General features: G+C 47.5%; 20 protein-coding genes. 13 read left to right on the forward strand and 7 right to left on the reverse strand.

Annotated elements, in window-relative coordinates; all coding sequences use genetic code 11:
• Window positions 1-122 precede the first annotated feature (122 nt).
• Both IC229_RS15945 and IC229_RS15950 read left to right on the forward strand, forming a co-directional pair.
• Window positions 123-614 carry a (2Fe-2S)-binding protein gene (locus tag IC229_RS15945; RefSeq protein WP_190888001.1) on the forward strand — a complete coding sequence of 164 codons (492 nt, stop codon included), beginning with the start codon at window positions 123-125 and terminating at the stop codon, window positions 612-614.
• Between the two features lie 2 nt (window positions 615-616).
• Window positions 617-2,776: a xanthine dehydrogenase family protein molybdopterin-binding subunit gene (locus IC229_RS15950; protein WP_190888002.1), complete on the forward strand. Its 2,160-nt coding sequence runs from the start codon at window positions 617-619 to the stop codon at window positions 2,774-2,776.
• 95 nt (window positions 2,777-2,871) lie between these two features.
• On the opposite strand, the gene IC229_RS15955 is transcribed toward IC229_RS15950, so the two are convergent.
• Entirely contained in the window at window positions 2,872-3,246 is a 375-nt protein-coding gene (locus IC229_RS15955) for a DUF3244 domain-containing protein (RefSeq protein WP_223834017.1), read from the reverse strand.
• A 430-nt stretch (window positions 3,247-3,676) separates the two neighbouring features.
• Between IC229_RS15955 and IC229_RS15960 the strand changes: the two genes are divergently transcribed.
• The 3 genes from IC229_RS15960 to IC229_RS15970 are packed head-to-tail and all read left to right on the forward strand — an operon-like array spanning window position 3,677 to window position 5,689.
• Window positions 3,677-4,759, forward strand: a complete 1,083-nt coding sequence (locus IC229_RS15960) for a Gfo/Idh/MocA family protein (protein ID WP_190888003.1) — start codon at window positions 3,677-3,679, stop codon at window positions 4,757-4,759.
• 9 nt (window positions 4,760-4,768) lie between these two features.
• The gene (locus IC229_RS15965) at window positions 4,769-5,320 is read left to right on the forward strand and encodes an RNA polymerase sigma factor (protein WP_190888004.1); all 552 of its coding nucleotides are present in this window, start codon (window positions 4,769-4,771) and stop codon (window positions 5,318-5,320) included.
• A 21-nt stretch (window positions 5,321-5,341) separates the two neighbouring features.
• The gene (locus IC229_RS15970; protein ID WP_223834018.1) at window positions 5,342-5,689 is read left to right on the forward strand and encodes a hypothetical protein; all 348 of its coding nucleotides are present in this window, start codon (window positions 5,342-5,344) and stop codon (window positions 5,687-5,689) included.
• 197 nt (window positions 5,690-5,886) lie between these two features.
• Here IC229_RS15970 and IC229_RS15975 read toward each other — a convergent pair whose 3' ends face one another.
• Window positions 5,887-7,215 (reverse strand): hypothetical protein, encoded by a 1,329-nt coding sequence (locus tag IC229_RS15975; RefSeq protein ID WP_190888005.1) that lies wholly within the window; start codon window positions 7,213-7,215, stop codon window positions 5,887-5,889.
• A gap of 443 nt (window positions 7,216-7,658) precedes the next feature.
• Here IC229_RS15975 and IC229_RS15980 point away from each other — a divergent pair, with 443 nt between their 5' ends.
• The 5 genes from IC229_RS15980 to IC229_RS16000 all read left to right on the forward strand — a co-directional run bounded on the left by IC229_RS15980 (window position 7,659) and on the right by IC229_RS16000 (window position 11,202).
• Window positions 7,659-8,468 (forward strand): carboxypeptidase-like regulatory domain-containing protein, encoded by an 810-nt coding sequence (locus IC229_RS15980; protein ID WP_190888006.1) that lies wholly within the window; start codon window positions 7,659-7,661, stop codon window positions 8,466-8,468.
• A 180-nt stretch (window positions 8,469-8,648) separates the two neighbouring features.
• Complete coding sequence (locus IC229_RS15985; RefSeq protein ID WP_223834019.1) at window positions 8,649-9,998, forward strand: histidine kinase; 1,350 nt, start codon at window positions 8,649-8,651, stop codon at window positions 9,996-9,998.
• Window positions 9,999-10,143: 145 nt separating this feature from the next.
• On the forward strand, window positions 10,144-10,467 hold the full coding sequence (locus IC229_RS15990) for a hypothetical protein (RefSeq protein WP_190888007.1): 324 nt from the start codon (window positions 10,144-10,146) through the stop codon (window positions 10,465-10,467).
• A gap of 4 nt (window positions 10,468-10,471) precedes the next feature.
• Complete coding sequence (locus IC229_RS15995) at window positions 10,472-10,687, forward strand: hypothetical protein (RefSeq protein ID WP_190888008.1); 216 nt, start codon at window positions 10,472-10,474, stop codon at window positions 10,685-10,687.
• A gap of 92 nt (window positions 10,688-10,779) precedes the next feature.
• On the forward strand, window positions 10,780-11,202 hold the full coding sequence (locus IC229_RS16000) for an Hsp20/alpha crystallin family protein (RefSeq protein WP_190888009.1): 423 nt from the start codon (window positions 10,780-10,782) through the stop codon (window positions 11,200-11,202).
• Between the two features lie 109 nt (window positions 11,203-11,311).
• Here the strand turns inward: IC229_RS16000 and IC229_RS16005 are convergent, their stop codons facing one another.
• Window positions 11,312-13,183, reverse strand: a complete 1,872-nt coding sequence (locus IC229_RS16005) for a M1 family metallopeptidase (protein ID WP_190888010.1) — start codon at window positions 13,181-13,183, stop codon at window positions 11,312-11,314.
• Between the two features lie 121 nt (window positions 13,184-13,304).
• Between IC229_RS16005 and IC229_RS16010 the strand changes: the two genes are divergently transcribed.
• A complete protein-coding gene (locus IC229_RS16010; protein ID WP_223834020.1) occupies window positions 13,305-14,108 on the forward strand; it encodes a hypothetical protein in 804 nt (267 codons plus the stop codon).
• 2 nt (window positions 14,109-14,110) lie between these two features.
• On the opposite strand, the gene IC229_RS16015 is transcribed toward IC229_RS16010, so the two are convergent.
• Window positions 14,111-14,770 carry an NAD-dependent epimerase/dehydratase family protein gene (locus IC229_RS16015; RefSeq protein WP_190888011.1) on the reverse strand — a complete coding sequence of 220 codons (660 nt, stop codon included), beginning with the start codon at window positions 14,768-14,770 and terminating at the stop codon, window positions 14,111-14,113.
• A gap of 112 nt (window positions 14,771-14,882) precedes the next feature.
• On the opposite strand from IC229_RS16015, the gene IC229_RS16020 reads away from it, so the two are divergent.
• Together IC229_RS16020 and IC229_RS16025 are read left to right on the forward strand one after the other, a co-directional pair.
• Entirely contained in the window at window positions 14,883-16,256 is a 1,374-nt protein-coding gene (locus IC229_RS16020; RefSeq protein WP_190888012.1) for an amidohydrolase family protein, read from the forward strand.
• A gap of 157 nt (window positions 16,257-16,413) precedes the next feature.
• Window positions 16,414-17,649, forward strand: coding sequence for a multidrug effflux MFS transporter (locus IC229_RS16025; protein ID WP_190888013.1), 1,236 nt, complete (start codon window positions 16,414-16,416; stop codon window positions 17,647-17,649).
• A 1-nt stretch (window position 17,650) separates the two neighbouring features.
• Here the strand turns inward: IC229_RS16025 and IC229_RS16030 are convergent, their stop codons facing one another.
• The 3 genes from IC229_RS16030 to IC229_RS16040 form a co-directional block, all read right to left on the reverse strand.
• Window positions 17,651-18,055, reverse strand: coding sequence for an antitoxin YezG family protein (locus IC229_RS16030; RefSeq protein ID WP_190888014.1), 405 nt, complete (start codon window positions 18,053-18,055; stop codon window positions 17,651-17,653).
• A 205-nt stretch (window positions 18,056-18,260) separates the two neighbouring features.
• On the reverse strand, window positions 18,261-19,439 hold the full coding sequence (locus IC229_RS16035; protein WP_190888015.1) for a DEAD/DEAH box helicase: 1,179 nt from the start codon (window positions 19,437-19,439) through the stop codon (window positions 18,261-18,263).
• A complete protein-coding gene (locus IC229_RS16040) occupies window positions 19,405-20,733 on the reverse strand; it encodes a DEAD/DEAH box helicase (protein ID WP_190888016.1) in 1,329 nt (442 codons plus the stop codon). Before IC229_RS16040 ends, IC229_RS16035 begins: the two co-directional genes overlap by 35 nt.
• Between the last annotated feature and the right edge of the window lie 7 nt (window positions 20,734-20,740).

Below are 20,740 nucleotides of genomic sequence, written 5' to 3' on the forward strand. Positions count from 1 at the left end.
GAAACAAGGTCGTTGATGTGTATCAACGACCTTTTCTGCTTTATGAGCCGGGCAACTGAGTAGAGAAGCGAGATTTTTGTATTTTCCTTGTATTGCTGTCACTCAGTAATCTCTACTAATCAATGGCTATCTTCAAACTACAAGTTAATAACCGCAGCTATCAGGCAGATGTTGAACCTGATACGCCACTGCTTTGGGTCTTGAGAGACTCACTTGGATTACTTGGTACAAAATACGGCTGCGGTATTGCTCAGTGTGGTGCCTGTACAGTTCATCTTAATGGCGAAGCTACTCGCTCTTGTGTGTTGCCTGTATCAGCTATTGGCAAATCGAAAGTAACTACAATTGAAGGGCTTTCCGCTGATGGCGCCCATCAAGTTCAACAAGCCTGGGACAAAATCGACGTAGCACAGTGTGGCTACTGTCAGGCTGGCCAGATTATGACAGCCGCTGCATTGCTGAAACGTAATCCAAAGCCAACATCGGCAGAAATTGATGAAACCATGACGGGCAACCTTTGCCGGTGTGGAACGTATCACCGTATTCGGGAAGCTGTAAAAGCGGCATCAGAAATGAAAGTTACTACACCAGCTAAAACCCCAAAAACAAAATAGCTATGTCGACGTTCGGGAATTCAAGTCGAAGAAGCTTTCTAAAAGTAGCTGCGGCTACCGGTGGTGGGCTTATTTTAGGGTTTAACTGGAGTGATTCAGAAGCGGCCATGTCGAGTGCTTCTAGTATTGGCACTTCTGCGGCAGGTGTTGATTTCAACAGCTATTTATCCATTGATCCTCAGGGTGTCATTACTATTCTATCGCCTAATCCAGAAGTAGGTCAAGGAATAAAAACCGCATTCCCAATTATCGTTGCTGAAGAACTGGACGCCGACTGGACAAAAGTTGTTGTCGAGCAAGCGCCACTCGATACTAAAAAATTCGAGCGTCAGGTGGCGGGAGGTAGTGGTTCTATACCTCATTCCTGGAAACGGTTGCGCGTTGCTGGCGCTACGGCTCGTCTGATGCTGGTAGAAGCAGCTGCGAAGCGTTGGTCGGTTCCTGCAGTCGAGTGTAAAACCAGCAAAGGTTTCGTTACGCATCAGGCTAGTAATCGTAGATTGAGTTATGGCGAACTTGCAACTGAAGCTGCCAAAATTCCCGTACCGACGGACGTACCACTGAAGGAGAAGAAAGATTATACCCTGATTGGGACTACAGTCAAAAATGTAGATAATCCAAAAATCATTACGGGCAAACCGTTGTTTGGGCTGGATTTTTACCGGGAAGGGATGCTTTTTGCCATGCTGCAACGTCCTGCGTTTGGCTATAAACTCAAATCCGTAAATACAGAAGCGATAAAATCTATGCCGGGTATCGTCAACGTTGTTACGTTCGATAATAACGTAGCAGTCGTCGGTAAATCGACCTGGCAGGTGAAAAAAGCCAAGGATGCCCTGAAAATCGAGTGGGAAAAAGCGGATGCATTAGAAAGCACTGCCGATCACAACCGATTATTCAAGGAAATGCTCGACAGTTCGGAGGCAACCGTGCGCCGGAAAGATGGCGATGTGGAAACTGCGTTTAAAAATGCGGCAAAGGTTGTTAAATCGGAATATCAATGTCCATTCCTGCCGCATAATCCGCTGGAACCGATGAATTTCTTCGCGCATGTGCGGGCCGATGGAGCAGAATTGGTTGGGCCTACGCAAACCCCCGAGCTGGCACGTAACGAAACCGCTAAGCTGTTGGGAATAGCTCCTGAAAAAGTAACGGTGCAACTCACTCGTATGGGGGGCGGTTTTGGTCGTCGGTTGAAAGCTGACTACGTATTGGAAGCGGTGAACGTATCGAAACTGGTGAATGCGCCGGTAAAATTAATCTGGACTCGCGAAGATGACATGACCGGCGGAAGCTATCGTCCGGCGGTACGTTACCGCTTCGAAGCTGCTCTTGATGCGCAGGGCATGATGATTGGCTACAAACTGCGTGGAGTTAGTATTAATGCCGGCAATGCCACTCGTGAAGATAATTTCCCGTCAGGCGCGGTCGATAACCTGCTGATTGACAGCGTCGATCATAAGTCGCCCATTACGACAGGTCCCTGGCGGGCGCCGATTACAAACTTCCTGGCGTTTGCCGAACAATCGTTTCTAGACGAAGTAGCGCAGGCAGCCGGCAAAGATCCAGTTCAGTTTCGGTTAGAATTGCTGGAAAAAGCCAAACAGAAACCCGCAGGTGCCATCAAATACGACATCGATCGAATGAAAGGTGTTATAGAATTGGCTGCCGAAAAATCGGGATGGGGTAAAAAGAAAGGGGCCGATGGCAAACTGCTGGCTCAGGGCTTTAGCGTTTACTTTTCACACCGTTCCTACGTAGCACAGGTGGGCGAAGTTGTTATGCAGAAGGGCAAACCCGTACTCCAGAAAGTATATTCAGCTGCTGATTGCGGTGTGGTCGTAAACCAGAGTGGGGCACAGCAACAGGTGCGAGGTTGCGTGGTTGATGGAATTGGTCATGCGATGTACGGCAAAATTACTTTCAAAGATGGCGTGCCCGAGCAGAAAAACTTTAACGAATTTCGCCTGATTCGCCTGGCCGAAGTGCCTGAGGTAGAAGTACATTTCGTTGAAAATAACATCGAACCAACGGGCCTGGGCGAACCTTCTTTACCACCTGCCGGTGCTGCTGTTGCCAATGCTATTTTCAAAGCAACTGGTAAGCGCCTACGTAGTCAGCCTTTTATTGAGCAAGACGAATTTAAAGGTATATTGTTATAATGTATGATTAACGTACTGTTGCTACGTAGCAACGAATGGATACAAAAATCCCCTAAAAACAGCGCTGTTTTTAGGGGATTTTTGTATCCTACGTCCTATTGCATCGCAATGGTACGTAGTGGCTTTTGCACTGGTGGCGTCGTCAAATTGAGTTGCTTACGGATGCTGCCTTTTTCTGATTTGAATTCCAACTCATACGTACCGTCGACCAAAGCGTCAACATCCAGTTTTACAGCGTAGGCCGATTCTTTTTTGCCAACAATCTGACGGTACAGAACTTCCTGGCTTTTGTTACGTAGCAAAATCGTAACCACGGCATCTGCATCTTTCTGGACGACCACCCGAACCTGATTGTTGGTCATTACGTAAGCGTTGGCCTCGAACGACAGAGCGTTGGGCGTAGTTGGGTTCATAAACGTAGCGGCACTCAACAGAAGAGAAACGGCTACTTTGCTCATTAGTGGTAACATGGTAGTGTAATGTTTAAAGAGGTTGTAAAATTTGTTGTTTATCTGATTGCTTTATATAAGCCAAAGCTTGTGCCAATTATGTTAACTAATTGATTGTTAATGATTTGTAGGTCTGTGCCAAATCAATTAATGTCCGATGGCGGACAAGCTACGTTCACTTGCGGACAAAACTAACAGGCTGAATTACAGCCTTGAACAAGCAACGTAGTGAACTGTATCAATTAGCACTTGAATCGGATAATATGATTTCTCAACAGATTTTTATGTTCAGGAAGAGATTGATTTTCAGGTGTGATAAGTTTACCTATGATCTGGCAACGCAGTAATCGCCTACCGACGTATTGACTGATACGTTGCTATAGTCTCGAGCCAACCCGGTATTTTTACGGCTTCCCAAAGATGGGTCTATAACCTACCAGTAAAATCAATTATGCCTACGTCATCTAAACCCCTGCGTGTGCTTGTTGTCGGATGCGGCAATATGGGTTCTTCGCACGCGATTGCCTATCAGATCATCGATGGATTCGAAATCTGTGGTATTGTATCGACCGGAAATAGTAAAGTTGTACTTAACGAACGGTTGGGCGGAGGATACCCCCTGTTCGATGACTACGCGAATGCATTAGCCGAAACCAAACCCGATGCCGTGTGTATTTCGACCTATCCCGACACGCATGAGCGCTTTGCTTTAATGGCGTTTGAACAAGGATGCCACGTATTTATTGAGAAACCCATTGCTGACAGCGTCGAAGGTGCCGAACGGGTTATGGAAGCGGCTCAGAAAGTGGGTAAAAAGTTGGTGGTAGGCTATATTCTCCGCCATCATCCTTCCTGGGAAAAATTTGTGGAAATAGCCCGCGAAATGGGTAAGCCCCTGGTAATGCGTATGAACCTCAATCAGCAGAGTCATGGTACCATGTGGACGGTTCACCGGAATCTGATGAAAAGTCTCAGTCCGATCGTCGACTGTGGCGTTCATTATATTGACGTAATGTGTCAGATGACCCGCTCAAAACCCGTTCAAGTTAACGCCATTGGCGCCCGGTTAACCAACGACATCCCTACCGACAACTATAACTACGGCCAGTTGCAGATTCGCTTCGACGACGGTTCTGTGGGCTGGTATGAAGCTGGTTGGGGACCCATGATGAGCGAAACAGCTTTTTTTGTTAAGGATGTAATCGGGCCTGAAGGCTGCGTATCGATTGTAGCCAAAAACGCGGGAGGTACAGGAAAATCTGATAATGTGGATTCGCATACCAAAACTGAATCACTACGTGTACACCGCGCCAACCTCAACAGTGAAGATCAGTTTACAGAAGAAGATACGTGGATTGATATGCAGGACGAGCCTGATCATCAGGAACTTTGTAATCGTGAACAACGCTATTTCCTGAAAGCCATCCAGGAAGATATCGACCTGACCGACCATATGCAGGACGCCGTCAACAGCCTTCGGATTGCGTTTGCCTGCGATGAATCGGTTCGGACTGGGCAGCCGGTTATGTTGTAACTACGTAGTATGTCCGACGCACCCAAACGTACCATCGGGACAACCGTTAAGCAGTATGGCAACAAACTGTTACGGTTTATTCGTGGTCAGGTGCGTTCGGATGAAGATGCCGAAGATATTCTACAGGATGTCTGGTATCAACTAAGTAAAGTGGTTGACCTTGAGGAGATTGGTAGCATGAGTGGCTGGCTTTATCAGGTGGCTCGCAACCGGATTGTCGATACGTATCGCCGGAAAAAAGAAGATTCGCTGAGTGATTTAACTGGTGATGAGGAAGATGACAACTTCCGTTTTCGGGACATTTTGTTGTCGGATGCCCAGACACCGGAAGACCAGTTTTTTAAAGATATTTTCTGGGAAGAACTTATGCGCGCGCTTGATGAACTCCCCGAAAATCAACGTAACGTATTTGTGTGGAACGAGTTGGAAGACAGAACATTGCAGGAAATAGCTGATCAGACCAATGAGAATCTGAAAACCATTATTTCCCGAAAACGGTACGCGGTGCAGCACCTTCGTAAACGACTGCAAGCCTTGTATGACGAACTGGATAATTTATAGTTGACAAGAAAGCGCAAACGCATGGAACCCCGTCACCCTAAACGTCGCCGACGTATCTTCTTCCCGTTCTTTTTCCTGCTCGCCTTTATGGCGCTCACCGGAGTAGTATATGGACTCTGGAATAACGTACTGGTAAACGTAGTGCCCGTTAAATCGGTAACGTACTGGCAGGCTATGGGCTTACTGATTTTATTCCGAATCCTGTTGGGAGGTTTTAGATTTGGCCCGCCAGGTGGGCGTCCTTTTAATGGCGGTCCACCTCACTGGCGCGATAAGTGGCGCAATATGAGTGATGAAGAAAGAGCAAAATTTAAAAACGAATGGCGACGACGAGGTCCATGGGGAAAAAGGGAAAGCGATGAAAGCTGAAAAATCAGGTTTCGTTACGTAGGTATCATCGACAATTATTGGCAATCTATCTATGTTTATCCAGCCTTAGTCTAGTTGATTTCTCTATCCAGCGGATTGTCGCCAATTTTGGTTTTCGATTAATGGATAGAAAAGTAAAGCGGATTCGCCCTGTGGATTCGCTTTTTTGTTTAGGGTAAACGTAGTAAAACATGTCTTTACAGTTTCAATATCGGCATCCGGAAAGAACCTTTTACTGAAACCTTTTCCAGTTTAAAATTTTTGTTGCATACTCCAGTACGCCTGTAGCAAGTGCCCACAAATGAGCCTGTTACGTAGCGAACGCCGTTTGTCGTTTCGATGAGGTCAACCGAAAGCCCATCGGGAGAAGGGTGGCATAATCCATCGCAGTCACCATCGTAATAGCTAATGTAGGCATCTGGAATTTCGCCGTCTTTTGTAATAGACGAATAAACAGCTTGTACTCCGTTCACGGCATCTACTCCACATTTGTCATACGTATAATATCCTTCATGCAGGTCTTTGGCATTAACTTTCAGCATCATAACATACGAACCCACACTGCCTTCCAGTATAACCTGGTTGGCTACCTGAGCACAGGAGAAACTACTGGAACCCTTCGTATTATTCTGGGCTGTTAGCGTAAAATACGAGCCATCTCCCACATAAATCTGGCAAAACAAGGTGATTTTAAACTTTTTGTTTTCAAATTCCAGGTCTGCCGTTACCTGAACTGGATTCTGGACAGGGGGAAGGCCGGGAGCTGTGTATTTGGCACCTGATGCCTTTGGGTCAACGCTTAATTGCCCTTCGCCAAATAGCTTCCAGTTCGAGCCAAAGCCTTTTTTTGCCTTTAATGGCTTTTCAGTACTGTCTTTTGGGTAATCTGGATTCGACGTAAGAAGTCCCGCATACAGGTCAATAGATTTGCCACAAGGAACGTATTCTGTGCCGCTGGTAGTAGATGAACCAATACCCGTAAATTCAAGCTGAGCGAGTTCATAAGGCGTCCAGTCGCTGAAATGGCGTATTGGTACGTTAATTTCATGTTTACTGGTATTAACGCTGGCCCCTGCTACGTCGTACCAAATGCCGTTGCTACGTTGGTAAGCAATCCCCAGATTCTCTACGTCTTTACTGGACAACTTCTTTTCATCGTACTGAAACGTCAACGTAGCAGCCTGTCGGAACGTCAATCCTTCGGGCGAAAACCGATACGCCTGCGCCAGGCCGTTTGGGTTTTTGTTCGTAATGAGCTGAATGGAAATATCCGTTGATTTAGTAAGAGCCCCGGCTGGAATGCTCAATTGTACATGACCATCGGCGGTACTGATAGTCCCGCCTTCCGGTCCAATTACTTTACTGATAGGTGCCCCCTGTGGCTGACCTGATTCGGTTACCGTACCTGTCTGCTCAATACCTGGTGGTAGGGGCAAGGGTTGGAGGGTTGTGTCTACTTCGGGTTTACAAGCCGTAAATGAAAGGAGCGTCCCCAGGCCGCAAAAAAGATAATGGTGTAGTTTCATGATTGCAGTATGATTGTTCATTAGCGGGTTGTTGTACCGCTCTTATGGCACAAAGGTGCTTCGACAGGCCACCCTATTGCCACTGAAACCAGACTGAGTTGTTATAAGTAACGTATCAGTTGTTAGTAGATAGCAGCCATTTGTCGATTGGATACCAATCGGGCGAGAAAAAAGAGGTAATAGAGCCGGTTTGAGATTCCCGGGAAATGAAGAATCTGGTAGGAAATTGCAGCTGGAATTATCGAAAATAATTGCTTCAGGCCACCAACAGATTTTTACAATTCATTCCCAGTTGCGCTCAACTGGCCACTTATAAAAGGCAATTGGTCCTACAGTTAATTGATTAGCCCTCTTTCGAGTAGCAGATTTGCATCGTTGGCGCTAGGACTACCTACGTTTAACGTCTACTTTTTTCAACCAAATAATTTGTAAACAACATCATAATGAATCTCCTCTCTAAACGTATCATTACTGGAGCCGTTTTGCTAACGGTAAGCAGTTTGTTGACCCTCACTGCCTGCGAAACCAAACCCGTAGTAGAACCTGATAACAGTACGACCACACCAACTGACGAAGGCAACAAAGCCGGAAAAGCTGGCTTTTTAACCGGAACCGTTACCGATCCGCAGGGAAAACCACTAGCTCGGGCTACCGTTTTTATTGACAATACTGTGTTTAAAGGCCGTGGTGCCGAAGTAAATTCAACAACGAACGGAACGTATCAGGTGCAATTGGTAAAAGACCTGGGGCAATGGATAGCGAAAGGCTATATTTTGAAACAGTACAACGACCGGGTTTACAAAATCAACCTGGAGGCCGAAAACCCAGATTCGTTTACGGAGGCCGAAAAACCCATTCGAAATTTTCAGTGGAAACTGACCGGACACATCCCCGATCTTAGTCTGGATTTGTATTACGGTGGTACTGTAGAAACGTTCCGCGACCTAAATGCAGACGAACTTCGCGATAACGAGAACATCGAATTCACATTCAAACCGGTTGGCCCACTTATCGATGGTTCCACTGGTAAAACGCTGTCACTACGTAGCAAAAAGCGTTACGATTCCTTTATTAAGGACGTACCAATCGGGCGCTACGTGGTTACCGCAGCTTATAAGCCCACCGGAAAATCATTGAAGGTACGTGACGTCTATGAAGATGGCGACTATGCTACGTCGATTACTGTCGATTTTGTAGGTCGAGAATCCGCTACCCGCTCGAACATGATGGGTATCGGCTATACGAACCAATAGCTTGAGACTCCGGCTGTCGGAGCTTTCTTTAGCCAGCACGGTTTCAACCCCTTGCTGGCTTGGTTATTTAATAGAGCTATGAGGTTTATCGCAATCGGGTATACAACAGGTGAAATTGGTATGTATCTTTAGTATGCTTAACTAAACGGCAGTTGTGTTGGTATGTCGGGTGAAGATATAATGTTTTGTTATCTGGGCGCTGTAGGCTCTATTGTCGTCATCAATGCCGTACAGTGGGGGCTTTCCCGCAACCTGATTTATGCGCTGTTTACTTTACACATACTGCCTTCACTGATTAATGCGACTATATTCAGTTTAGAGCTGACAAAACTGGAACGTAGCCTAACGTACGACGTAACGCTGGCTGTTGCTCATATTTGCTACGTAGCGTTGGTTGATCGATTTTTTGACCTCAGGCAACGGATACCACGCCTGCACCAATGGTTTCGTAGTTTCCAGATACTGCTGGCGATTCAGATGCTGGTTGATATCGGGATAGATTTCTCCCAAACGAATCGCAATACGAATAGCCTCTTGTGGTTTGCAACAATTCTGACGGGTCTGTTTTTTGTAGGTATCTGTCTGATTAGCCTGTGGGTAGCTGCTCAACGCAAGGATATTGTTGGGCGCCTGTTTTTGATGGGGAGTTTCCTTATGTTTCTCGACGAAGCGCGGGCCGTTATTTCGTTTAGCGGATTACTGTGGGAAGCCCAGCCGGATTCTCCTACAGCAATTAAAAACTGGTTGCTGATTCCTATGGAAATAGTTATTACCCTGGATTTACTGTGCTTTTCGTTGTGCTTTCTATTCTGGCAACGCCAACTGGCTGTTAAGCAGGCTATTGAACAGACGCGCGTTGAGGAGCAACTCGTTCACGAGCGCGGGCAACGGCATCGTGAAGCCCTGGAAGCAGAACTGGTTCATCAGCAATTAGAGCAGGAGAAAACAGACGTGCAGCTCCGGGCTTTGCAGGCGCAGGTCAATCCACACTTTTTGTTTAATAGCCTTAATTCACTTTCGGCGCTCATTGAGGATGACCCGCCCAGGGCCAGCCAATTCGTCGATGAACTTAGCGTAGTGTATCGATATTTATTAAAAGCCAATGACCAGCAACTAACAACATTGGCTAACGAATTAGCCTTCATTCAGGCGTATTATCATCTTTTGAAAACTCGGTATGGAACCGGTCTGACGTTGAATGTGGAAGTTGATACTGAGTTTCATCCATGTTTATTACCACCTTTATCGCTGCAATTATTAGTAGAGAATGCCGTGAAACATAACGTAGTGTTACCCAGTCGTCCATTACTTGTCGATATTTATACCGATGCCGCCGGCCATCTGATTGTCCGGAATAACCTGCAACGCAAAAACACACGGACTATATCGAACGGAGTTGGGTTGACTGCTATTCTTCATCAGTATCATCAGCTTAAGCAGCCTCCCCCTGAAATCACAGAAGCAGAAGGTCAGTTCAGTATTCGCCTGCCACTTATAATACCAGCTACTGATAATGGTGTGCCTGTCTAAACATAAAAAATCCCCGTGGAAGCGTTCTACGGGGATTTTTATGCGTCCGGAGAAATAATTGAAAAAATTTCAGGAAGTTTAAAGTAATTCTCTGAGCAGGCCGTCATCCTCTTTGAACACGATTCAAAACGTAAAAACAAAGACAATGAACAACACCCTGTTAAAATCAATTCTGGCCGGATTACTCATTGGAGCGGCCCTGTTTATTATGCCGTTCTTTCTGTTACGGTTCTTTATCTTCATTTTCATCATTGGCCTTTTATTCAGGCTCTTCGGTCGAGGGCGTCACCGCCGGGGCTGGGGGCGCGGTTGGGGATATGGCCCCGGTCCTATGCCCGCCTTTGCCGACCGAATCCGGCAGATGAGCGATGAAGAATACAATACGTTCAAACAACGCTTCTCGGGCAACTGCTACGGGTATGACGCACCGAAAGAAAATAAAGAAAACCAAACACCTGAAAACAAATAAAAGCATGAGACAACGAATGAACCCTTGGGTAGTCGTACTGACGGCTGCCGTTACCTTCGGAAGCCTGATGGCTTTTGTTGGTCCCCGCGCATATGGTCACCGGTATTGGGGCCACCACGGATATTATCGCGGGTTTGACCGGGGCCACGGCTACGACGGCCGCTGCGACAACTGGCGCCACGAGAAAGGGCATTCTCGCCCTGATTCAGTAGACCTGTAATTGAAGGATGATATATGAAGTATGATGTATAGAGCCGAGTCGAACATTATACTTCATACATCTTCAAAATTAACTTTTAATAAATACAACCTATGTATAATCATGGCTATGCCGGGCATCGATTTGCCCGAGGACACCACCACGGTGCACATTTTTTCGATCGATTTACAGGAGCCACTTCATTCCGCCGACCCAAATACAATGTTCCTATCAATATTATTGACCACGATACGTTTTTTGAGGTCCACGTTTATGCGCTTGGCTTCGATAAGGAGAACATTTCTGTTTCCGTTTCAGACGACGTATTAACCATCAGCGGTACACGGAGCATCGACGAAACCCAAAAGCCGACATTTCTACGGCAGGAATACCCCATCAAATCGTTTGAAAGGGTGGTGCAACTGAACGACAAAGTCGACGTAGCAAACATCTCCGCCAAACAGGAAAACGGCGTACTGATTGTTACGTTGCCCAAAAAGTCCAGCGCACCCGGCGTGACGATTGAGGTAATGTAATTTTTGTCATGCTGACGAAGGAAGCATCTTAAAACATCCGAATTTGAGAGTGAGGAAACCTTGAGATGCTTCCTTCATCAGCATGACAAAAACGCTCGTCCGCGTTACGTTACTTCGCTTTCCAATTATTATTGCTCAAATCGGCATCCATAAAAATGCCCCCGTCCAGTTTAATCGACTGGACTTTTTTATTGGTAGCCAGTTTAATAACGGCCTGTTTCTGATTGGCTTGCCAGATGGCGGGCGTCTGGTGATACGTTTGTGTAGAGCCATCGGTGAACGTAGCGATAATATCGACCGGTGCTACGTATCCGCCGATGTTCTGTAACGTAACAGTCGTTTGTGAACCGGATGCTGCTACGTTCTGAATACCGAAATCGATGTAATTATTGCTGAAAAACCAGTTGTTCCAAAACCAGTTAAGGTCTTTGCCCGACGCATCATTGAACGTGAAAAACATGTCCCAGGGCGTCGGATGTTTGCCTTTCCAGCGATTGATGAACTCATGCAGCGATTTTTTAAATGCTACGTCGCCCAGCAACTCTTTGAGCGCCAGATAACCAATAGCTGCTTTGCCATACTCATTATTACCCATCGCTACGCCACTTAATACGTTGGTCGGTATAATGATGGGTAAATCCTGCTCGGCCGACGGGTCATTTGCCCAGGAATTGACCCGAAACTGTTTGAAATTCTGGGTAGCCTTCTCGTTACCCAAATCCGACTGACCAATCAGGTATTCGAAAGCGGTAGTCCAGCCTTCATCCATGAATCCGTAGCGGGTTTCATTGACACCCATGTAGAACGGAAACCACGTATGAGCGATTTCGTGCTCGGCCACAAACCGCGAGAATTCCAGATCGGGTGTGCTGCTGTCGTTCACCATCATCGGATATTCCATGTCGGCGAAACCCTGCACCAGCATCGTCTTAGGGTAGGGGTAAGGCAATCCCGGCCAGTTATTCGAAAACCAGTTGAGGGAATGTCGCCCAAAACTCACCATCTGGTGGAAATCGGCGGCATTGTCTTTAAAAGCTGCCTGTACACTCGCTCGTCGCCCTGTCGCCTTGTCGACCACTACGCTCGACGCATCCCAAACGTACTGATTACTAATGCATAAGGCCATATCTGGAACGTAGTCGCCTTTCCAGCGCCACGTGTTCGAGGCTGACTGCGTCGTTACGTTCCGGGCTGCTACGTCCTGCGCGGTTGCTACGTGAATCAACGAATCGGTTTTCATGGATTCGTCCAGCCGTTTGGCAAAAGTCGGTTGTAGAACTTCGCTGGCGTTCAGTAGGTTGCCTGTTGCCCAAACCAGGTAATCTTTGGGAACCGTTACGTTCAGCGTATAGTCGTTGAAGTCGTTGTAGAACTCCTGCGCTTCGGTGAAAGGCGTCTGATCCCAGCCGTAATAATCGTCGCGAACAGCTACGCGCGGGTAAAAGTAAGCCAGGAAAAAAGTCGTCGAATCTAACACGCCTTCGCGTCCACTCTCAATTGATACGTCGTAATGCCAGTCGAACGTCAGTTTAACTGAATCGCGGGGCATGAGGGGCTTCGTCAATTGCATCCCGGCCAACGTACCGACGCCCTGATTTGGGAATTGACGTGTTACGTTGCTTTCGGTGTATTTATCAATATGCAGACCCGATGTCAAATAGTTTTCCGAAGCCTGACTCTGCCGTATCGCGCCCGGTTTGTGGCTGTTCATGAACAACTTGAACACCAGAAACTTCAACGTATCGGGGCTGTTGTTAATATAGGTAATTTGTTCCGTTCCGCGAATGGTACGGTTTGGCGGGGCAGCTGTGATGGAAATAGCGTATCGGGCTGTATTTTGCCAGTAATTCTTACCGGGCTTGCCATCCATCGAGCGCGTTCCTTTCTGATACGCTTTTTTGACATTTCGGGGCATGTACAGCGATTGCGCCTGTATCAGGCCTGCGGAGAGAAGTAGGTAAAGATAAATAAGTCTTTTCATGGCGGTATTTTGGCTGTCTTAGCATAGGTTTATACGAACAGCTAAACTACGCGAAAACCACGCTATGTGTTCGGCAGAATTGGATGAACGGTAAGCCGAGAAATCAGTAACTCTATAAACTATGCGAGCGTTTTGGTTAACTATACTTGTTGCGGTAATCTATTCTACGACCTGTAGAACGCATTCTTTTGGGCAGAAGGCACAGGAAATCAAACGCTTTCAGCCGAAATTGGTGCAGCAGGGCGTGGCCGTTGACCAAACCTATTTCTACGTAGTGAACAACCACTCGCTGACGAAGCATACCAAAACCGACGGAAAACAGGTAGCCGCCTGGGAGGATACAACGGGGTTGCTGAAGCATATGAACAGCGGAGTTATTATCGGTCAGAAATTATACTGTACGCACTCCAATTACCCGAACGTACCGATGGCGAGTTCGATCGAAATTTTCGATACGGCGACGCTACGTCATATCGGTACCCACAGTTTCGGATTGTTCCCCGGTTCGGTCACCTGGGCCGATTTTTACAAAGGGTATTGGTGGGTCGCTTTCGCCAATTATTCAGACAAAGCGTCTGCCGAAGGACGCGATAACCGCTGGACTACATTGGTGAAGTTTAGCGAAAACTGGCAGCAACTCGAAGCTTGGACCTTTCCCGACAACGTATTGCAGGCATTTTCGCCCAAAAGCACTTCTGGCGGAACCTGGGGAACCGACGGTCTGATTTATTGCACCGGCCACGACAAACCCGAACTATACGTATTGAAACTTCCCGAACGTGGTTCTACGTTGCAGTACGTCAAAACCATCCTAACCATCAGCGAAGGGCAGGCCTTTGCCATCGACCGAAGCCGTAAAGACAAACTCGTGTTGTATGGTATTACCCGAAAGGATAATTACGTAGTTGTTTCAATTGTGGAGTAAAATCACCCCTTCCCTACCTCAACAATGTCTTTTACTTCAAGAATGTGTTTAGGCGCACCTTTGGTCGCTACGTTAATCATAGCCTGTCCGACTTCTGCTAACGTACAGAAACCACTTGGAAACAGGGCCCGGCCAATCGGATAGAGCCAACCGATGTATTTGTAGGCACTAAGCACGTTTTTCTGGCCAGGTGTGGCTTTCATAAAGCCCGGCCTGAACATGTAGGCATTTTTGAAGAGCCGCATGAGGGCATTTTCGGTGGCTCCTTTCACCCGCGCCCAGGCCACACGACCTTGTTCGGTGCTGTCAGTGCCGCTGCCTGATACGTAGCAGAATGTGAGGTCTGGGTTATTTTTGGCCAGTAGATTGGCCATGTGCAGCGTAAGATCATAGGTCATGCGTTTGTACTCATCCTTGCTCATCCCGACCGACGATACGCCCAGACAAAAAAAGCAGGCATTGTAACCCTTGAGCTGATCTTCAATTGGGGTCAAATCGAAGAAATCGGTATGAATGATTTCGCGAACTTTCGGGTGCGATACGCCCGTTGGTTTTCGATTAATAAGCAGAATTTCGGCGACATCGGGATGTGACAGACATTCGAGCATCACGCCTTCACCCACCATACCCGTAGCTCCGGTAATTATTACGTTTATGTTCATGCCATTGAAAAGTGCAAACCCCTGTAGTTTGTTGGGTGAATTAGATAAATTTACGTGAGCCAAGTTAGCCTATTCTATAGATTATTGCCATCCCTTTAATCCTTTTTAAACTATGCGAATCCTCATTGTAACCTTATTTCTCGCTCTGTTCCTTGCTCCATGCACCCTGCTAATAGCGCAGGAATTAACCAGCAATCAACAACGCGAAATCGTGTTTAGGTCGGTTAATGTTATCCCGATGGATAGAGAGCGTGTGATTGAAAACCAGACGGTTGTCGTTAAAAATGGACGTATCACGGCATTGGGTAACGAGGGTAGCGTCAAGTTTGGAAAAGACGCGCTGGTCGTGGATGCCAAAGGCAAATATCTGACGCCGGGCTGGGCTGAAATTCACGCCCACGTACCGCCCATCGACGACATTGAGCCGATGAAAGAAGTGCTGCTTTTATATCTGGCAAACGGCATCACCACCATCCGGGGAATGTTGGGACATCCCAAACACCTGGAGCTACGTAGCAAAATTAACAGTGGCGAAATACTCGGACCACATTTCTACGCTACTGGCCCCTCATTCAGCGGGCAAACGGTGAAAACGGCTGAACGTGGTGCCGAGATGGTACGTGAACAGAAAGCAGCCGGATACGATTTCCTGAAACTACACCCCGGATTGACGAAAGAAACCTTTCCAGCCATTGCCAAAACTGCCCATGAGGTCGGAATTCCATTTGTGGGACACGTATCATTTAATGTGGGCGTTTGGCGGGCTATCGACGCTGATTATTCGTCGATTGACCATTTAGATGGCTTTATTGAAGCTATTACGCCGGGTTCCGATACGTTGGTGGAGCGCGAAACGGGCCAGTTCGGTGCCTGGATCGGGTATCGGGCCGACCCCTCCCGCATTCCGAAACTGGTGAATGGCCTTCGCGAGCATAAAATTCGAGTGGTGCCCACGCAGGCGCTGGCCGAACGATGGCTGTCGCCGATGCCCGCCGAAACCTACACGAAAGCGCCGGAGATGAAATACATGAAAGCCTCTGATATTCAGAACTGGACCAACGCGAAAAATAACTACACCAATAATCCGCAATTCTCGAAAGACCACGCCCAAAAGCTGATCGAGATTCGTCGGAAGTTGATTCTGGAATGCCAGAAAAATGGCGTTGAGTTGCTGCTGGGCTCCGATGCGCCACAGGTTTTCAACGTACCGGGCTTTTCGATTCATCACGAAATGAAATACATGGTCGATGCTGGCCTGACGCCTTACGAAACCTTACGTACGGGTACAGTCAACGTAGCATCTTATTTTAATAAGCCGGATTGGGGCACCATCAAAACCGGCAACGTATCGGATTTAGTCCTGTTGAGCGGCAATCCCCTGAAAGACATTAGCCAGACACGTAACATTGAAGGCGTGATGATGGGCACAAACTGGCTCTCAAAAGAATATATTCAGGCTACGCTTAAAAAATTGGAGAAACAGTAATTCAATACGTTGATAATTAGAAGGCTATGCTAAAATTAAGGAAATATATGACTGTTGCTTAAGTGTGAAAAAATAAGAAAAATCCAATTATTGCCATTTTGGTGGAACAATCGTTTACTGCCGAACGTATCTATGATACTACCATCACATTGTATTCATGACGCGTCGACAGTATTTTGTCGTTATCCTGATTTTAGGAACGCTTTCCACCATCAGCCCTTTCTCGATAGATATGTATCTGCCGGGATTTCCGGCTATTGCTAAAGATCTGCACACGACCATTGATCAGGTGCAGCTTTCCCTAACGGCTTATCTAATAGGTATTTCCGTAAGCCAATTGATCTATGGGCCATTGCTGGACCGCTTCGGTCGAAAAATACCGTTGTATGTTGGCCTGCTCATTTACGTAGTGGCTTCGGTCGGATGCGCCTTTTCGTCATCCATCGAAATGTTGATCGGTATGCGTCTTTTGCAGGCACTTGGCGGCTGCGTTGGGCTGGTAGCAGCTCAGGCGCTGGTACGTGACCTGTTTCCTGTCAATCAGATTGCGCAGGTTCTTTCGCTATTAATTCTGGTAGTGGCGGTTTCTCCAATGATCGCCCCAACGGTTGGTGGCTATGCTACGCTTGCTTTTGGCTGGCACTCGATGTTCATTATTCTGGCCGCTATAACCGCGCTGATTATGGTGGGAATCTACGTAGCATTGCCCGATGGGAAACAGCCGGATGCCACGCTGTCACTACGTCCGAGGGCTGTATTAGGGAGCTTTTTCACCGTCATTAAACAGCCGCAATTTCTGACCTATTCGCTGGTTGGCGGTTTTGCTACGTCGGCCCCATTTGCCTATCTGGCTGGTTCGTCAGACGTTTTTATGAATCTCTACCACGTTAGCGCTCAGGAGTATGGTTGGATTTTCGCTTTTCTGTCCATCGCCGTAATTGCACCTACGCAATTGAATCGTTTTCTCCTGAAACGATTCACCAGCGAACAAATTATTTTCACTACGTTAGCGTATCAATCCGTAGTAGGGTTGCTGATGGTGGTGGGCACCTGGGCAGGCTGGTTTGGAGTGTATGGCCTGATTACCATGCTGTTCCTGTTCCTCTGTGGACAGGGAATTACGGGTCCTAATGCGTCGGCGCTGTCACTGGCACCGTTCGCACGTCATGCGGGCAGTGCGGCTGCGTTGATGGGAAGCTTCCGGATGGGTTTTGGGGCTTGCGTGTCGGCGGGTGTGAGCATCTTTCACAACAATACATCGATGCCGATGGTAGGCGTCATGACGGGTTGTGTCTTTCTGGCTTTATTCATTCTCCTTGTTAGTCAACGGGTTATAACGTATCAGCGGGCACATAAATCTATTGACGAACCAATGGCGGAAGTGGCCTTGTGAGCTATTCTTCTGGCTTTGTTCCGTATTTAGCTTCTCGGATGGCAATCCATTCGCGGGCGGTGCCGCCATTGCTGAAGTGCTCGTCTTCATCCTGAATTTCCTGATCCCAACTAAAGTCAGTGGTAAATCGTCCATCAACAGTCAGGTCGATTTGTAGTTGATTGGCGCGGGGGTGACCTTCCTGGGTTCGATGCGCGTACAGTCGCTGAACGGCTTCAGTAACTTCATCCGGAAAATCGGTTGTTAAGGGTTCTGCCTCTCCTTCCGGGTTCAGGTACGTACCATCAAATTCAATCTCCTGCCCATCCGAGAAAAAGCTGACATTGAGCCGGGCAATGGTCCAATCGCCGGGAATAACCGAGCTAATGGCATCGGTCAATACGTCGTAAATTTCGTTCGTTGTCATGCTTATTTGAGTAATGGATTAATGAGCCTGTTTAAACTTTCAGGTACAAGCCCAAAATGAGTGTTTTTGTCATGCTGACGAAGGAAACATTTTAAGGTTTCCAGGCTAGCTTGTTTGGATGCGTTAAGATGCTTCGTTCCCGCTCCGGCACGGTCCGCCGTTGCGGGCCCGGTCAGCATGACAAAACTACTAGTGAAGTTACTAATCAATATCCGCTCAAATCCAGCTCTGCGGTATCTACCTGCTCGACTCGCTTCCCCATTTTTTTCTGGATAATTTTAAAGTGATGCTCATCGTCGGGGGTGATCAGTGAAAAAGCTTTTCCCGTCGCTTCTGCCCGTCCCGTTCGGCCAATGCGGTGAACGTAGTCTTTTGGTGAACGGGGGAGGTCGAAGTTAATGACATACGGAAGTAGCTGAATATCAATGCCGCGAGCCAGCAAATCTGTAGCGACCATAACTTGCAACTTACCCGATTTGAACTGGTGAAGCACTTCGGTTCGTATCTGCTGACCCTTCTGCCCGTGGATGGCAGCCGCCTGAATGCCATTTTTATTGAGCTTGACAACCAGATTATCCGCCGTTCGGGTTGAGGAGACAAACACCAGCACCTGCTTCATTTGCTCCGATTTGATTAGGTAACGTAGCAGCGGGCCTTTGCGCGTTGGGTCGACTTTATAAGCCAGCTGTTCAATTAATTCGAGATTGGTAGTCTCCTCAACGACTTCAATTTTAACCGGATTCCGGAGCAACGTAGTATTAATGTGCTGAATCGCATCGCCCAGCGTTGCCGAAAACAGAATCGTCTGGCGTTTTTGGGGAAGTAAGTCGAAGAGTTGATCCATTTCGTCGGCAAAACCGAGTTCCAGCATTTTGTCGGCTTCGTCGAGCACCAGAATTTCAACATCCGACAGACGTAGCGCATTTTGGGCGAGCAGATCCAATAATCGACCGGGTGTGGCGACGATGATATCGGCTCCATGTACGGCCTGCATTTGCGGGTTTATAGCCACGCCCCCGTATACCGCCACAGTTTTTACTTTCGGAAATAGATGCCCTCCTAGCGTCAGAAATACGTCGGCAACCTGTCCGGCCAATTCGCGCGTAGGAACCAGCACCAGTACGCTGGCAAACCGACTACTGACGTTTTTGGTCCGATGAAACAATTCCAGAATGGGCAGCACAAAACTGGCGGTTTTTCCTGAACCGGTTTTGGCGATACCCAGAATATCTTTCCCGCGCAAAATGGGCGGAATGGCATCCTGCTGGATAGGATAGGGACGAGCATATTGCTGGTCGGCAATGGCTTCCAGCAGTGGTTCCGATAAACCAAGCTCTTTGAATGTCAGCTTACTTTTTTCCGCTTCGCTTAATGGGTCGACCATATTTTTTCATTTTCTCGGCTGCATAATCACGCCGGACATTTACTTTCTTATTTTTTGCCAGTTTCTCATGAAATGACGGACCAACGTCTTCGCGCTTAGGCACTTTCACGTCAGGCAATTTCATGTAGACCTTAGGCTGTTCATCGTCGGTCAGTTCATCCGATATAACCAGATTTGGCGGCAAATCGAGCATTGGTATCTGGTAATTCATCAGGGTTTCGATGGCTTCCTGACGTTCTTCATCGGCGGGGGTTACGAACGTAATGGCAATACCTTGCTGATCGGCCCGACCCGTTCGACCTATACGGTGTATGTAATTTTCCGGTACGTCGGGCATGTCGAAATTAATGACGTGCGAGACCTCTGCTACGTCCAGTCCACGGGCAATAATGTCGGTGGCAATCAGGATGCGATACGTACTGTCTTTGAATTTTTCAACTGCATCAAACCGCTGATTCTGGGCCTTGTTGGAATGAATAATGCCAGTCTGATCTGGGAACGTAGCATCGATCTGATCGTATAACTGATTGGCAAGCTCTTTAGTGGCTGCAAACACCAATACTTTAGTCATGTCGCCATGCTGGTTCAGCAGGAGTTCCAGCAGATTGACCTTCGTGTAAAAATTCGGAACCGCGTAAGCCGATTGTGCGATATTATCCAGGGGTGTACCAACGGGCGCGGCTTCAACCCGAACCGGATTGTTGAAGAACGTATCGATCAGTTGCTCAACATCCGCCGTAAGGGTTGCCGAAAAAAGCAGGTTTTGCCGTTTCGGTGGCAGCAGGTCGAGAATCGTTTTAAGTTGCGTACGAAAGCCAAGGTTCAGCATTTCGTCAACTTCATCAATGACCAGTTTTTTGATGGCTTTGGTCTTTAACAAACCATTCGCCAGCAGATCGACCAGTCGACCGGGAGTTGCTACCAGGATATCCATGCCTTTTTGCACTTCGGCCACCTGTGGTTTCAGATTAACCCCGCCATACACGCCAACCGCCACCAGATTCATGTAAGCTGTTAACTGGTTCACTGTTTCCAGCACCTGCACCACTAACTCACGAGTTGGCACGATGATTAACAACTGCGGCAGTTTTTCCTTCGAAAATTGAAGTTGACGCAGGCAGGGAAGCAGGTAAGCCAACGTTTTTCCGGTACCCGTCTGTGCCAGTCCGCATACATCGCGTCCCGACATTACCACCGAAAATACGTTCTGCTGGATGGTTGTGGGGGTGGTATATCCCAGATCATTCAGCGCATTAATCAGCGGTTTATTCAGATTCAGTTCTTCAAAAGTCATGGCCTTG

This window comes from Spirosoma profusum, from assembly GCF_014699005.1.
GTDB classification, from domain to species: Bacteria; Bacteroidota; Bacteroidia; order Cytophagales; family Spirosomataceae; genus Spirosoma; species Spirosoma profusum.

Coding starts and splice junctions, on each gene's coding strand:
- IC229_RS15945 (WP_190888001.1), top strand. CDS start 123: ATGGCTATCTTCAAACTACAAGTTAATAACCGCAGCTATCAGGCAGAT.
- IC229_RS15950 (WP_190888002.1), top strand. CDS start 617: ATGTCGACGTTCGGGAATTCAAGTCGAAGAAGCTTTCTAAAAGTAGCT.
- IC229_RS15955 (WP_223834017.1), bottom strand. CDS start 3,246: ATGTTACCACTAATGAGCAAAGTAGCCGTTTCTCTTCTGTTGAGTGCC.
- IC229_RS15960 (WP_190888003.1), top strand. CDS start 3,677: ATGCCTACGTCATCTAAACCCCTGCGTGTGCTTGTTGTCGGATGCGGC.
- IC229_RS15965 (WP_190888004.1), top strand. CDS start 4,769: ATGTCCGACGCACCCAAACGTACCATCGGGACAACCGTTAAGCAGTAT.
- IC229_RS15970 (WP_223834018.1), top strand. CDS start 5,342: ATGGAACCCCGTCACCCTAAACGTCGCCGACGTATCTTCTTCCCGTTC.
- IC229_RS15975 (WP_190888005.1), bottom strand. CDS start 7,215: ATGAAACTACACCATTATCTTTTTTGCGGCCTGGGGACGCTCCTTTCA.
- IC229_RS15980 (WP_190888006.1), top strand. CDS start 7,659: ATGAATCTCCTCTCTAAACGTATCATTACTGGAGCCGTTTTGCTAACG.
- IC229_RS15985 (WP_223834019.1), top strand. CDS start 8,649: ATGTTTTGTTATCTGGGCGCTGTAGGCTCTATTGTCGTCATCAATGCC.
- IC229_RS15990 (WP_190888007.1), top strand. CDS start 10,144: ATGAACAACACCCTGTTAAAATCAATTCTGGCCGGATTACTCATTGGA.
- IC229_RS15995 (WP_190888008.1), top strand. CDS start 10,472: ATGAGACAACGAATGAACCCTTGGGTAGTCGTACTGACGGCTGCCGTT.
- IC229_RS16000 (WP_190888009.1), top strand. CDS start 10,780: ATGTATAATCATGGCTATGCCGGGCATCGATTTGCCCGAGGACACCAC.
- IC229_RS16005 (WP_190888010.1), bottom strand. CDS start 13,183: ATGAAAAGACTTATTTATCTTTACCTACTTCTCTCCGCAGGCCTGATA.
- IC229_RS16010 (WP_223834020.1), top strand. CDS start 13,305: ATGCGAGCGTTTTGGTTAACTATACTTGTTGCGGTAATCTATTCTACG.
- IC229_RS16015 (WP_190888011.1), bottom strand. CDS start 14,770: ATGAACATAAACGTAATAATTACCGGAGCTACGGGTATGGTGGGTGAA.
- IC229_RS16020 (WP_190888012.1), top strand. CDS start 14,883: ATGCGAATCCTCATTGTAACCTTATTTCTCGCTCTGTTCCTTGCTCCA.
- IC229_RS16025 (WP_190888013.1), top strand. CDS start 16,414: ATGACGCGTCGACAGTATTTTGTCGTTATCCTGATTTTAGGAACGCTT.
- IC229_RS16030 (WP_190888014.1), bottom strand. CDS start 18,055: ATGACAACGAACGAAATTTACGACGTATTGACCGATGCCATTAGCTCG.
- IC229_RS16035 (WP_190888015.1), bottom strand. CDS start 19,439: ATGGTCGACCCATTAAGCGAAGCGGAAAAAAGTAAGCTGACATTCAAA.
- IC229_RS16040 (WP_190888016.1), bottom strand. CDS start 20,733: ATGACTTTTGAAGAACTGAATCTGAATAAACCGCTGATTAATGCGCTG.